This is a genomic window from Candidatus Mycoplasma mahonii, from assembly GCF_030550815.1.
GTDB classification, from domain to species: domain Bacteria; phylum Bacillota_I; class Bacilli_A; order Mycoplasmatales; family Metamycoplasmataceae; genus Mycoplasma_O; species Mycoplasma_O mahonii.
In genome coordinates, this window is the sequence record NZ_CP114583.1 from 469174 (window position 1) to 484263 (window position 15090).

Here is a 15090-nt window from a genome sequence, read left to right on the forward strand (position 1 = left end):
GTTAAATTATATATTATTAAAAATAAAAAATCTCCTTAGAGATGAATGATTTCCTTGATTCTTGTAATTAAACTTTCTTTATCAAGTTTCATATATTTGTAAATAGCAGATCCATCACCTGAAGCACCAAAGGTATCTATTCCAAAATTATATTTACCATATTTAGCCATTCCAAAGGTTGTTGCAGCTTCAATAGTAATTGCTTTATTAATATCTCAATCAACCTTGGTCACATGGGTATTAGGCATGGAGACAACATTTAAATTAAATTCTTTACCTATTTCTAAAGCATTAGCTAATTCTGAGCCAGTGGCTACAAGTGTTCATTCATTACCTTTATGTAATTGATAAGCACCTTGTTTAACACCGTCTTTTGATGTTTCATTCATTGATTGAATGTTTTGTCTAGTCAAAGTAATGACTGTTGGTGTGGTTTGGGAATTCAGTGCCACTTCATAAGCTCCAGCCACTTCTACTTCATCGCCTGGTCTGATGAAGTTAAGATTCGGTAGTGCTCTTAACATGCCTGAATGTTCAATTGGCTCATGTGTTGGTCCATCTTCTCCGACAAAGATTGAATCATGAGTAAAGACATAAGTAATTGGTAAACCCATTAACGCCGCTAGTCTCATGGATGGTTTCATATAATCAGAGAAAACAAAGAAGGTTGAAACAAATGGTTTAAAGTTAGAGTGAAGGGCCATTCCATTAGCAATGGCGCCCATAGCAAATTCTCTCACGCCAAATAGAATGTTTCTACCTAGACGATTTGTTGGTCCAAAGTCTCCGTCTCCCCCTTTAGCTTTAGTAGATCCTGCTAAGTCAGCTGAACCACCCATTCAATTTTCTAAAGTATGATTTAAATGCTCAATCACCTCTCCGGAAGAAACTCTTGTTGCAACATTTTGAGATAAATCAAGATTAATTTTAACTTCTTTGTTTTCTAGTCATTTTGTTAATCCTGCAGAAGCTTTAAAATTATCATATGCTGCTGCCCCTTTTTTGAAGGTAGTTTCTTGATAAATAGTTTTAACTTCATCCGGAACATCAAATTCTCCAATATTTCAATTAAGTGCTTTTTTCACAATTGCAAAATCATCTCCCAGTGGCGCACCATGAACAGCAGATGTCCCTTGGTTAGATGCTCCTTCGCCAATAATTGTTTTAACTTCAATAAATGATGGTTTATTTGATGTTTTTGCTTGATTAATAGCTGCATCAATTGCTTCAACTGTATTTTCTTTCACAAGAATATATTCTCAATTAATAGCTTTCATTCTTAGCTCTAAGTTTTCGCTAAAAACATTTTTAACTGGCGTATCTAATTGAATATCATTTGAATCATGTAAAACAATTAATTTAGATAATTGTTGATGACCAGCAAATGACATCGATTCCATTGCCACTCCTTCTTGAAGGTCTCCATCCCCACAAATAACATAAGTATAATGATTAATCTCAGAAAATTTAGCATGTAAATGAGCTTCAGCAACCGCAACACCCACGGACATGGCAATTCCTTGACCGAGGGGGCCAGTTGTTGCATCAACGCCTTTAGTGTGACCATATTCAGGATGACCAGGCGTTAATGATCCTAGTTGTCTAAAGTTTATTAAATCTTCTTTAGAGATAAAATCTAAAATTCTTAATTGAGCATAAAGTAATGCTGAACCATGTCCAACGGACAAAATAAATCTATCTCTATTAATAAAATCTGGGTGTCTAGGGTCTATTATTAAGTGTTTGGTATATAAAGTATAAAGCATCGTTGCAGCTCCAAGAACGATTCCGGGATGACCTGAGTTTGCTTTATTAACTGCAGCTACACCATTTATTTTTAAAGTATTTATTGCTAATTCATTATTCACTATTTGCCTTCTTTTACAATTATTTCAATATTTTGTGGTTTTGCTTCAATCAAATTAAAGACAGCTGATTCGACTGCATCATTTACATTTAAAATGGCATCTTTAAGTGTTATTTTTTCATTCTTTTTAACTTCAATAGCAATGACAATATCATTTTTATTTTTAAGAATTTCTACTTCCAAACTCGTGAATTCAATATTTTTAACTTTAGTAATTGATTTTTTTATTAGATTTATAAAAACATTTTTTTCAACTTGATAAGTATCATTAAGTGATATATCTACTGAGATAAATTCCATTATTTGCTCCCTCTGCCAACATATTTACCAGTTTCAGAAGAAATCATAACTTTTTCACCTTGTTTGATAAACATTGGTACTTCTGTTTCAAAACCAGTTTCTAGAGTTACCTTCTTTTGGGGGTTGTTGGTTGTATTACCCTTGACTGCATCAACAGCTTCATAAACTTCTAATTCAATATTTGCATCTAATTCAATGTCTAATATTTCATCTTCAAACATTCTAACTTTAACAATATTGCCTTCTTTTAGAAAGTTAATTTCTCATTCAACTTTCGAAATCGGAATCTCTATTTGCTCAAATGATTTATCATCCATTAAGACTATATTATTTCCATCGTTATAAAGAAAGTTCATATCCTTCTTGGAGATATGAGCTTTTGGTACTTTATCTCCTCCGGTAAATGTTTTAATAATGATGGCACCATTTCTCAGATTTTTAACCTTAATCTTAACTGATGCTTGTCCTCTACCTTGTTTTGAGTGACTAGCATTCAAAACAACAAAGATCTCATCCTTCTCTTGAAATGTTGTTCCGGGCTTTAATACATTAACATTTATCATATAACTCCTTTTTAAACTATTTTAATTATACAAAAAAGCACCACTTTAAAATGATGCTTCTTAATTTATTTTTGATAAAACTTCATAACCATTTTTTGTAACTAAAATATCATCTTCAACTCTGATGCCACCAACACCAGGAATATAAATTCCAGGTTCAACAGTAATCACCATTCCAGCTTCTAAAACTACATCTAAAGCTTTATTACTTGTAACATTAGGTAATTCATGAACATCAATACCTAATCCATGACCTGTAGAATGAACAAAGTATTCTCCAAAGCCTTTTTTAGTTATATAGTCACGACACACTTTATCGATGGCGCCAGTAGTTACACCAGGTTTAACTGCATCTTTACCCATTTGTTGAGCTGTTCTTAAGACTTCCTCAAATTCTAATATTTTAGGATCTGTCACATTTCCCACATGGAATGTTCTAGTAATATCAGAACAATAACCTTCATATAAAGCACCAAAATCAATTGTTAATAGTTCTCCGGTCTGTAAGATCTTTGCTGATGGATTACCATGAGGTAATGATCCACGTTTTCCAGAAACAACAATGGCATCAAAAGAACCTTTTTTAGCTCCATGTTTTCTTAACAGGAACTCTAACTTACGATCTAGTTCTAATTCAGAGATACCAGGCTTTATGTCTGCTTCTAGTTCTTTTAAAGCATGTAAAGCAATACTTCCAGCTTTCTTCATTAGTTTTATTTCCGCTTCATCTTTAATAATTCTTAACCCAGGTCCTGAAATTTCCACAATTTTAGCATTAGGTCATCATTTTTTTAAGGCTGCTACTTCACTTAAAGTAAAGTATTCTTTTTCTACACCAATTCTTTTGTATAACTTACTTGCCACAAAAGTATCAATACTTGGTTTTGACAATAATGATACTTTAACGTTTTTAGCATTTGCTTGGGCATATTCAATATAACGGCCATCGATATATAGCTCAGATTCTGTTGGTTCAATAAACAAGTATCCAGCGGAAGAATGGATTCCAGCATATCAGATTCTCATTTGGGGACTTGTGGAAAAAACCACATCCAAATTTTCGGATTTCATGACTGCATCTAATTTTGTTCTATTCATAATTACCTCTTTGTTTTATTATATATATTTTTTCAAACTATGTAAAATCATATGTAATTTATTATTTATTCAATTTATCATAATCATTTTTAAATATTATATTATTTTTAATTATAACAATATTATTAATGTGTATAAAAAAGAGAAGTTATTTTTTCTCTTTGTGCTTTGTTTGTATGTTGCATTTTGGACAAAATTTCTTCATTTCTAATTTCTCCACCATTGTTTTTTTATTGACTTTAGTAATGTAGTTTTCCATCTTACATGCTTCACATTTCATTATTATTCCTGCTCTAGCCATGAGTGCCTCCTGCTTTTGTCTCTTTATTATATAGCAAAATTTCAATTTCTTCTTTATAGATTGGAGTTTTATCAACATATGGTGTTTCTAAAACTTTAATAATATCTTTAAATTCCTCACCAACAACAAACCTTCTTAAAGCCTCTGTGCCAATGTATCCTTTACCAATATTTTCATGACGATCTTTATGCGCACTCATTTCATTTTTAGAATCATTAATATGAAATACCTTAATGTAATCAATCACTCCAGTGTCTTTTAAGATTTTGATGAATCCTCCATAATCTTTAATATCATAACCTGCTTCTCATACATGACAGGTGTCTAGGCAAATACCTAATCTTTTATTATCTACTTGATCAATGATATATTTCAATTCTTCGAAAGTAGTTCCTAACTCGGTGCCTTTTCCTGCCATAGTCTCAAGCATTATTTCCACGTCTTGGGTTTGTTTGAAAATTTCTTTCAGTGAAGCAATTAACGTTTCTAAACCTTCTTCTCTAGTAAATTTTGTATGAGCTCCAGGGTGCAAGACCATGTATTTAGCACCAATGTAATTAATTCTTTCTATATCTTTGACTAGAAAATCAACAGCAAATTGGTGTTTGTCCACGGATGCTGGATTAACAATATAAGGGGCATGAATAACAATATCTTCAACAGGAATAGTTCCTGCTGCGGCTAAGTACTCTTTTAATTGATAATCAGCCATTGGAATTCTTCTGGTATTTTGTGGTGCTCCAAGATAGATCATCATGGTGTTGGCCTTATTTTTTTTTGAAAATTCTAATGCCCCCATTAAATAATTTGGTGCCTTGAATGGTGTATGTGATCCTAGTTTTATCATAAAAAAATTATACATTGTATAACCTAAATTATTTGATCAAGTATAAATTTTTTTATTTCTAGTTTTTTAAATTTATTTTGGATAACTCTTGCCATTTCATGAACAAATATTTCTTCCATTTGATGAGATGTTTGGATAATCTTCATTTTCTCGTGTTGAGCTAAAATTCATGTTGACCATTTAACGTCTGCTGTGACCAAGACATCATATCCTTGGCTATTAGCTTTGCTTAACTCCATTGGGACACCTGATCCAGGAAAGAAAGCAACTTTATCAATATGCTTATTATCATTAATATTAGAAGCAACGATGCTCACGCTAGATCTTAAAAGTTTTTTTAGATCAGCTAAGGTACTATTTAATTTTGCACCACGACCGTAAATGACACCATTAATTTTTAAGGGCTTTAACCCAAGTGATTTAATTAGTGCATTACTCATTCCGTCATTGGCACCATCAAAACTTGTATGGGCACTATAAACACAAATACCAACGTTTAATAATCGATTATAGATTGATTGTTTATAAGGAAATTCAGCAAACTGATCCTTAAAGCCATTTTTAGGATCCTCTTTAAATAGAAAGGGATGATGAGTGACTATTAACTCAGCTCCTCAAAACAACGCTTCCTCAAATACTTCTAAAGTTAAATCAAGAGCAATCATAACTTTAGTAGCTGCTTGTTTTTTATTACCGATAATGAGCCCGCAGTTATCTCACTCTTCAGCAATTGAAACTGGATATTTATTATTTAAAAAATTTAATAATTCATTTATTTTCACAATTAAAATTATAAAGAAAAAAACCAAATAATGGTTTATTACATATTCTTAAAGTATTCTTTTAATTTTTTTTGTTTTTGAGGTTGTCTTAATCTTCGGATAACTTTGGCTTCTATTTGTCTGACACGCTCTTTTGTCACATCATATTTTTCACCAAGTTCTTCGAGAGTGTGGGCTTTAACTTTATTACCTTTGTCATCAAGACCAATGCCATAACGAAGAATAATAATGTCTCTTTCTCTTTCGACATCAATATGTTTTTCAAGTGCTTCAAGCAATAATGATGTTAATTCCTCTTGTGAAGCAAATTCCAGCGGATTAATAATGGACTCATCTTCCACAAAATCTGAGAAAGAAGAATCATCCTCAGCGCCGATGGGTTTATCAAGTGAAATGGGATCAATATTTATTTTCCTTATGTATCTTACTTTTTCAGCATCAAAATTATCTCCAGCCAAAACAGCGATTTCTTCATCAGTTGGTTTAATGCCATTTTCTTGATATAACTCACGTTCATACTTAATGATTTTGTTGATTGTTTCCACCATGTGTACTGGAACTCTAATGGTTCGTGCTTGATCTGCTACTGCTCTTGTAATAGCTTGTCTAACTCACCATGTAGCGTATGTCGAAAACTTAAACCCTAGTTTCCAATCATATTTTGAAACAGCTTTAATTAGTCCGGAATTACCTTCAGAAATCAAATCAATAAAAGAAAGCCCTCTATTTTTATATTTCTTAGCATTATTAACTACTAAACGCAGATTTCTTCGAATAAGTTCTTCGCGGGCCTTACGACCCCTACGACCGCCCATCTCAATTGCTTTAGCTAATTCAATTTCTTCATCATGTTTTAATAGTTTTCCATATTTTCCGATTCATCTCATATATCATTTAACAATATCATTAGTATTTGTTAGTTTATTAACTAATTGAGAATCAAGCACCTCTTTTTTTAACTCGATATTGTCTAACGATATTTCCTGAGTATCATCATAAGATTGCAATTCAACCAGATCAACATCTGCATTATCCAAGGCATCAACTTTATCATCAACAATCTTTTCTAATATTAGAGCTTTAAACAATTCAGAAGATCCCTCTTCAGAAACTAGTAATTTTTTACTATCTAAAAAAGCAAAAACTTCTTCTTGAGTTAAGGTCTTTTTCTTTTTCTTAACAAGTTCAGCTTTAATAGCCATGATAATTAAATCATATGAATTTTTATCTTTATTTACTTTAGCCATTTATACTCTTTTCTTTTTTATTAAATTTAATTTCTTTGTTAATAACTTAGCAGCTTCATCATCATTTCTAGTATTTTCTAATTTTACATCAATATCCTCAATTATTCACTCCAATGTTTCGTTATTTACTCTTTTAATTAAGTCCAAAAATTCTTCTTTGGTTGTGACATATTTTCCAGATTCAGTAATCTCAGCTACTTTATTAACTATTTCTTTGTTGGGGCTCGCTTTACTACCACCGCTTGCTTTCTTCAAGTAATTCCATATAGAAATAATAACAGGCTCAGAGAAATTAATTCTTTCTGATTTAAAATAATTTATTCAGTCCTTATTTTTTAAGAGCGATAAAATAAGGGTATATGAATAATTTCGTTTCTTGGTTGCTTTTGTTTCATTCGCGATAAGCGGTTTTTGTGTAGGCGTTTCTTTAATGTTAAAAATGATATTTTCTTTTGATAAATTTAGATATTGACTTAATTGATTTTTATAGAACTCAATTACTAAAGCGGATTGATTTGCTAGATATTTACCAAATGAATTGATAAAAAGATTAATGTTTGTTGGATTAAGGTGCTTGTATTTTTGGATATGCAAATTATAAATGTACTCTAGTCCGTCTATTTGGTGTTTTGTTACTTCAATTAATTTTTCAACTCCATATTCTTCAAGAATTTCATCCGGGTCTTTTTTTGTTTCGTTTTTAACAACGGTCACATTAACATTATTTTCTAATAATAACTTTACGGATTTGATAGTAGCAGCAATACCGGCACGATCACCGTCTAACATCAAGTGAACTTTAAATCTTTTTAAAGCGTAAATATGTTCTTTAGTTAGTGCTGTACCCATAATGGCAATTGAATTTCTAATACCGGCTCGATGCATAGCAATGACATCCATAAAACCTTCATTAATAAACACCGTCTTTTTTTCTTTGATAAACTCAAGTGCATTTGCATAGTTATATAATATTTTTGACTTTGAAAATAATGGTGTATCTGCTGAATTAATATATTTAGCCAAACTGGCTTGATCAAGACTTCTGCCGGAAAATGCAACAATTTTTCCATCATTATTTTTAATTCCAAAAATTAAACGATCTCTGAAAAAATCTCCATCAGAATTATTTGCCAACGAAGCATTAATGATAATTGACATATCATTATTCTTTTTTTTCAAGAACGAAACTAGACCATCCTTTGGGGCATAACCAATTAAAAAATCTTCCAATATTTTTAATGACAAATGTCTTTTTTTGGCATAATCAAGGGCCCTTTTACCATCTTCAGTATGAAGGGCATATTGAAAGAAATTATTAGCATCTTCCATAACTTTAATTAAACTTTCTTCTTGTGCGGTATAAACTTTCTCTTGCTTTTGATAACTTTCAATCGGCACTTCAGCTTTGTTGGCCATTTCTCGCAAAGATTCACCAAAAGAAATATTTTTTATTTTAGAATTAAACTTAATTAAATCTCCACCAGCTCCACACACAAAACATTTAAATAATTGCTTCTCGGGAGAGACGGACATTGAGGGATTAGAGTCTTCATGAAAAGGGCAAAGACATCAAAAGTTTTTACCTTTTTTAGTAAGATCAACATGTTGTGAAACAATGTCCACAATATCAAGTTTATCTTTGATTTTTTGAAAGATTGAATTATCCAAGAACACTCCTTTTTTATATTATACTAAATAGTAAAAAGAACACCCAATAATGCTCTTTATTTTTTAATGTTTTGTGTATCAATAATGACTTCGATTTTTTCAAATTTCTTTGATAAATATCTATTCAGAAATGGTCCGCCCATAAAAATACCCAAGAATGTAAAATAGACAATTAATGCTTGAGCATAAGTCATATATCCAGCCTTACTAATTGTTGGGAAAGCATAACCATTAATTGTGCCACTATCTCCATTATCATCGAGAGCATTATCGTAAACTAATTTATCCGGATCTTTTTCATTATCATCAAACATTATTTACCACCTTTCATATTTACTAGATATTCTTTGTATTCCACTTGTTCATCGAGCGACAATTGGTTTGGTCAAGTGTTTGTAAAATAATAAAAAAGTGCTACTGGTCAAAAGAATATTATTAGACAAAATAAAATCCATTTTTTCCCCATTTTAAATCCATCAAATTTATTTTTTCCATTTACCATTTTATACGTCAATTTCCGCATATTTTGCAACATCTTGTGTTTTTCAATGTCTTGTGTATCAATAATGACTTCGATTTTTTCAAATTTCTTTGATAAATATCTATTCAGAAATGGTCCGCCCATAAAAATACCCAAGAATGTAAAATAGACAATTGATGCTTGAGCATAAGTCATATATCCAGCCTTACTAATTGTTGGGAAAGCATAACCATTAATTGTGCCACTATCTCCAATGTATAGCCCTCAATGAGTTGTTTTTCCTGGATATAATATAGATTGGATAAAGAAACCATATATTAATTGGTATGTAATAACTAATGCAATTCCAATAATAGCAATTCAAGCAAATGTTTTAAACATGATACTATTTTGCTTTTCGTTTTCTAATTTATCTCGCTTTAATACATATAAAAGAATGGTAATTCCATAGATGGCAAACATAAATAGTGTTGGGAAATTAGATATTCCATCAACAATAGAATCTGAATTCAAAATAATTGTAGGAATAAAGACAACTAATGCATAGAAAGATAGTAATGCAGCACATATAATGTATATGGCTTTATTTTGTCCGAATTTTTTTGTTAATGTTGAAGAGCCAAAGAATGTTTTTGTTACCACCGCTTGTTCCATTACGGCAACCGTACCAGCTGATACGCCATTAATGACACCTAAAGTTGATATTAATAAAAATACAATCACAACCTTTCCCATGGCTTTAGCTGCACTCGCCCCTAAGACTTGATCAAATATTCCAAGGCCAACAATTGGTGGCGCACCAAAAGGTGAACCAGAAACCATCCCAGACCCGTGGAGAATTGCTGCAAGAGCAATTAATGTATAAAGGACAACAATTGAAATCATCCCCACAAGAATAATGAGAGGCATTTTCTTTTGCCCGCCTTTTACTTTATCACCCAAAGAAGTAACAATCAAAAAAGCATCAAAAGCAAATAATACTGCAGGCATTGCTGCAAGCATTCCAGTAAATTTAAAGCTATTACCATTACTAAAAGCATTTTGTCCAAAATTTTCGTTTGGTGCATTATTTGTTGTAGCCAAAGCTATCCCTAAAACCGCCACAAGGATAAGAGGGATTCACTTTAATACGCCAGAGATTGTTTGAAAAATACCTGATGCCTTAATGGACATAAAATTCATTGTAATAAAAAATGTAGTAATGAAACATGCAATTAAGACATGACCATAAATGGGCACATCACTGACTTTATCGCCTGTTCAAGATACAAGCATAGAAACCAGCATTTCCGACCCAAAAAATCCTAATACTACAATCAAGATCGGAAAATAAAAGGATGAATAATTAAATCTTGTAAAATAACCATATTTTTTCCCTCCAGTTATTTCCGCATAAGCATTTAAACCATGCACATTCCTAGTTTTAAGTGAGCCCATTTCGGAAAATGATATTGCTGCTGCCAATGATAGTAATCCACCAAGCAATCATGCAATTAATGTTCCTGTGCCATTTCAATCATTAGCTCTTAGAATTCCATGTGATTTAAAAAATATTCCTATCCCCACAACCGAACCAATGAGCATCGATAATGCTGCAAAAAATCCAATCTTCCTACCTGTTTGTATTGACATATTGTCTCCTTTTTATTTAAATAATTTTGTTGCAAATTTATTTACATCTAATTGCAGTGAATTTAACAAGTAATCTGTAAATTCCTTTAATAATTATACACAAAATTAATATTCTCAAATTATTGTTATTAACTATTGTTTACATAAAATATTATTAGTTAATCAATCTTTGTATCGCTTTGTAACATCTTATGTTTTTCAATGCTTCAATATTTATTTTGCACTAATCCCAATATAGCGGAAATGAGAATAATACCAAAGAAGATGCATAATTTAATAATGGCATCACTTTGATTAGATCCATTGTAGCCAGTTGCATCAACAAACCCCACAACAAACTGGAAAACTGCCCCAGCTAAAATGATCGTAGATGAAATGATGGCTGCTGGTCAAAAGAATTTAGTTTTAGATACTTTCACTTTTTTAGTGAACCGATTGATCATTGCTCATACGACCGCTAAAGCAATCAAGGCGAACATTAATAAAGAAGTATAGTTAACAAGCGCATCAGCGAATGTATATAAAGCTCCATTACCACCTGGATTAAAACTATAATCGTTAGTATTTCAGGCATAAATCCCAATTAATCCAAAAAATATTGAATATATTAAGCCTGATAGCACAATAAAGATTCAAGCATTAATTCTAGTGGAATGATTTTTTAAACCTATTCTAGCAAGACCCTTTCTTAAATATGTCATGATGGGTGATAGCCCCTCTTCTTCAAGTGAAGCACTTTGTTCAATAGATGCCATCGTGTATCCATTAACAATTCCTAGAATACCAAATCCTACCAGTACATTCATTGCCTGTTTTGTTTTTGCAGACATTCCTTTTATGGAATCGATTGTCCCATCACCTGAACCTAGTGTAAAGGCAATAGTCATAAAAATATATATGGCCAAAATAATGGAAACTCCTACAACAATAGCTGAACCATTTTGCTTAGGATTTTTCATATCATTTCTTAAAGAAGAGGCTTCATAAAACCCATCAAAAGCAAATGATATAGCCGGGATTCCTCCAATCAAAATAATAGCCGGTGAAATACCTAACAAACCATCTTTAGTGCCAGTTGCAGCCACATGATCTGTAATAGTAACATTGCCATCTTCAAAGTTACCTGTTCCAACAATAGCAATTAAAGGTACTACAATAACTGGGATAAATTTAATAGCTGTTATAAGCCATTGGAATCTCTCTGAAGCTTTCAAAGAAATAAAAGACACTCCTGCTATTCATAAAAAAATTATAATTCCCATAATTCAAGGTATAAAATCATTATTAGAATACATTCCAGCTTCTTGTCATGTTTCAACAACATACAAAGGCATGGTGAAGAGTGTAACAGGAATAAATAATATGTGAACATAATTAGTTGAAGATGATGCTAATCACTTAGGTAAAAATTTTTTGAATCATTCCAATGTTCCCCGATTGGTTTTAGATGCTGAGATTAACTCCATAATAGCAATTCCAAATGCAATCATGGCGATTCCTGCAACAATCCATGATGATAATACATATCATAAATTTCCTTGTGCCTGTCTAAATAATTCAGCATTTTTAAAGAAGATGCCAGCTCCAACTGTCGTACCAATAATAATGACTAAGGTCGAAAGATAACTTATTTGTTTAATTTTTTTCATTTTTTTCATTTTTTCCTTTTCTATTACATAAATAAAACTCGTCAAAATAGACGAGTTTAAGATGATTATACAGCAAGCATTTATATCATTTTATAGCTCCTCCCACATTTGTGGGGAGAAATAAGCATCTTATTGCTTGTTTCCATCATTAGTTATATCTAATTAATGATTCGGCTTTAAGTCCTTTTACATACTCTCCAATGGTTTATCAACCTTGAATATGATACTAATACTTTAAAGCGCCTCTATTTATGCAATTAAATTCTACCAAAAAAATAATTATGTTCTCAAAATATGTGTTATTTCTAAATATCCATATCTTTATAATAACCACTTTGATTAATGAGGTCTTGATGAGAACCAGATTGTAAAATCATTCCGCCACGCCCAAGAACTATAATTCGATCAACTTCTTTGATGGTTGTTAATCTGTGGGCAACAATTAATGTCGTTTTGTGTTTGCTTAATTTTGCAACAGCTGATTTGATTTTTGATTCTGTTTCATTATCTAAAGCGGAAGTGGCCTCATCCATTAATAAGATCTTGGAATCAGCTAAAAAACATCTTGCTAAAGCAATTCTCTGCTTTTGACCACCAGATAACTTCGCACCTCTTGGTCCAGCAACTGTTTTAAACTTATGCTCTAAACTACTTATAAAAGGATATATTTCCGCGTTTTTAGCTGCATTAACAACTTCTGAAGAAGTGGCATCTGGTTTACCATACAAAATATTGTTTTCAATCGTATCATAGAACATGACCGATTGCTGTTGAACATATCCAATATTTCTTCTTAGCGATCCAACTTCATATTTATAAATACTAATCCCATCAATTAAAATATCGCCTTTTTGAATATCATAGAAACGTAATAATAATTTTAATAATGTTGATTTTCCAATTCCCGTTTCACCAATTAAGGCTATTTTTTCACCATGCTTAATTGATAAATTAAAGTCTTTAAAAACATCAACCATGCTACCATCCTCATTTTTATAAGAAAATGTAACATTTCTAAATTCAATCATGCCTTTTAATTTTGTGATGGTTTTAACCCCGGATTGTTTTTCTTCATCTTGAGCCATGTATTCAAAGAAACGATCTACAGAAGAAGCTCCACGAGAAAGCATTGTATAAACATTAACAAATTTTTGCATCGGTTGAACCAACATTACTGCCGCTGATGTTAACCCCACAAATTGAGGGAGAGTAATTGTTTTATCAGCAATCATAAACGATCCAACAGTTGTTGTGATGAGGGTTGTGGAAGCAATAACTAAAACATTAGAAACAGTGAAATATGCTTCAAAGCGATATAAAACAGAAAATGATTTTTTATATTTTTCTTGAATTTCAAGAAATCTTTCTCTTTCAAATTTTTCAGAGTTATAAGATTTAATTTCGGCTGCTCCTTCTATTTGGAATCCAATGGATGCTGACATCTCTGCATTTTTCTCTCTAACATTAATTCATATTTTTCTTCATTTTGATCGTATAAGATAAATAACAATAACACCAACAATAAAGACAAAAACGAGAATAGTACCTATTATCCAAGATTGTAGGAAAGCATAGGTAAATCCTCCAACTGAAACTAATAAAGCAATAATAAGATCCTCAGGACCATGATGTGCAAATTCAGGGATATCTTTTAAATCTGAAACAATCCTGGATATATAACTCCCTGTCGGTGTTTTATCAAAATTGGTCATCGGCAGACGATGCATTTTTTCAACAGCCTCACGACGCATATTGATCTCCATATTAAGACCCATTAAGTGACCTCACTTTGTAACAATCGCACTTGAAATAAGTCTTAATACTAATAAAGTGCATAAAAAACCAATCCCCATACCTAATGCTTGATAATCAGAACTGATAGCATTTTGAACAATATATTGCGTTAAAAATGGTGTTCCCACAGAGATAGATGCAAGAATGATAGCAAAAAATGAGTCTAAAAGAAATAACCCAATGACAGGTTTATAATAACGGATAAATTCCCTCAAGGTGCTTTTCATAAAATAATTATATAGTTTTATTTTATTTTAAGAAATTTATAATATTTCATCTTACTAAATGAAGAAGTTATCAAGTTTATCAGATGTTTTATCTCAGTAAATAATTGATTTTTTCTATCAATATTGCTATTTATAATTTTTTGAATGAAAAATGACCGAACCTCCACCTTATTTTTGCAATGTATGAACGAGCAAGAAATGTGAATGTATAATTATCAACAGCATTTTCAACTATTTTGTTTATTGAATCATTTCTTGAAAATACATGATCATCTTTTGAATTTTGATATTAGAATTATCATGAATAAAACATAAAATAAATTGTTCTTGCTAAACTCGACAATATTTTTCATTCATGTCCTAAGATTGTTATCAGGTCTTTTAATAATTACATCAAAAGCGTTTCTACTTGTTTTTCCTTTATAAAATGTGTCATTGTATCCATCTTAAAGCAAAAACGAGCCATTGTGGATAAATGCAAGATTTATTATTCACTTTGAGATTACTTAAATTATTTATGGCATCAGCAATATGTGTTTTGATATAGCTAGTTTAACATGCATTTTATTAGTTTGTTTTGAAGTAGGTCAATATTTTATCTCTAATTTAATTATTAATTAGGTATGACAAAACG

General features: G+C 31.4%; 13 protein-coding genes and 1 riboswitch. All 13 genes read right to left on the bottom strand.

Annotated elements, in window-relative coordinates:
* Nucleotides 1–35: 35 nt before the first annotated feature.
* Complete coding sequence (locus O3I44_RS02285; protein WP_303716712.1) at nucleotides 36–1868, bottom strand: transketolase; 1833 nt, start codon at nucleotides 1866–1868, stop codon at nucleotides 36–38.
* Complete coding sequence (locus O3I44_RS02290) at nucleotides 1868–2167, bottom strand: MMB_0454 family protein (protein ID WP_303716714.1); 300 nt, start codon at nucleotides 2165–2167, stop codon at nucleotides 1868–1870. Before O3I44_RS02290 ends, O3I44_RS02285 begins: the two co-directional genes overlap by 1 nt.
* A complete protein-coding gene (gene efp, locus O3I44_RS02295; RefSeq protein ID WP_303716716.1) occupies nucleotides 2167–2730 on the bottom strand; it encodes an elongation factor P in 564 nt (187 codons plus the stop codon). The genes O3I44_RS02290 and efp overlap by 1 nt, the downstream gene beginning before the upstream one ends.
* Before the next feature lie 60 nt (nucleotides 2731–2790).
* Nucleotides 2791–3828, bottom strand: coding sequence for an aminopeptidase P family protein (locus O3I44_RS02300; protein WP_303716718.1), 1038 nt, complete (start codon nucleotides 3826–3828; stop codon nucleotides 2791–2793).
* A 148-nt stretch (nucleotides 3829–3976) separates the two neighbouring features.
* Nucleotides 3977–4129 (bottom strand): 50S ribosomal protein L33, encoded by a 153-nt coding sequence (gene rpmG / locus O3I44_RS02305; RefSeq protein ID WP_303716720.1) that lies wholly within the window; start codon nucleotides 4127–4129, stop codon nucleotides 3977–3979.
* A complete protein-coding gene (locus tag O3I44_RS02310; RefSeq protein WP_303716722.1) occupies nucleotides 4122–4976 on the bottom strand; it encodes a deoxyribonuclease IV in 855 nt (284 codons plus the stop codon). The genes rpmG and O3I44_RS02310 overlap by 8 nt, the downstream gene beginning before the upstream one ends.
* 23 nt (nucleotides 4977–4999) lie before the next feature.
* Entirely contained in the window at nucleotides 5000–5758 is a 759-nt protein-coding gene (locus O3I44_RS02315; RefSeq protein WP_303716724.1) for a Nif3-like dinuclear metal center hexameric protein, read from the bottom strand.
* A gap of 38 nt (nucleotides 5759–5796) precedes the next feature.
* Nucleotides 5797–7005: an RNA polymerase sigma factor gene (locus O3I44_RS02320; protein ID WP_303716726.1), complete on the bottom strand. Its 1209-nt coding sequence runs from the start codon at nucleotides 7003–7005 to the stop codon at nucleotides 5797–5799.
* Nucleotides 7006–8673, bottom strand: coding sequence for a DNA primase (gene dnaG / locus O3I44_RS02325; RefSeq protein WP_303716728.1), 1668 nt, complete (start codon nucleotides 8671–8673; stop codon nucleotides 7006–7008). It abuts the gene before it with no gap.
* 56 nt (nucleotides 8674–8729) lie between these two features.
* Nucleotides 8730–8987, bottom strand: a complete 258-nt coding sequence (locus O3I44_RS02330; protein WP_303716730.1) for a hypothetical protein — start codon at nucleotides 8985–8987, stop codon at nucleotides 8730–8732.
* On the bottom strand, nucleotides 8987–10786 hold the full coding sequence (locus tag O3I44_RS02335; RefSeq protein WP_303716732.1) for an APC family permease: 1800 nt from the start codon (nucleotides 10784–10786) through the stop codon (nucleotides 8987–8989). Before O3I44_RS02335 ends, O3I44_RS02330 begins: the two co-directional genes overlap by 1 nt.
* Before the next feature lie 158 nt (nucleotides 10787–10944).
* A complete protein-coding gene (locus O3I44_RS02340) occupies nucleotides 10945–12435 on the bottom strand; it encodes an APC family permease (RefSeq protein WP_303716734.1) in 1491 nt (496 codons plus the stop codon).
* Nucleotides 12436–12520: 85 nt separating this feature from the next.
* A riboswitch (Lysine riboswitch) is annotated at nucleotides 12521–12691 on the bottom strand.
* A gap of 49 nt (nucleotides 12692–12740) precedes the next feature.
* Nucleotides 12741–14456: an ABC transporter ATP-binding protein gene (locus tag O3I44_RS02345; RefSeq protein ID WP_303716735.1), complete on the bottom strand. Its 1716-nt coding sequence runs from the start codon at nucleotides 14454–14456 to the stop codon at nucleotides 12741–12743.
* Between the last annotated feature and the right edge of the window lie 634 nt (nucleotides 14457–15090).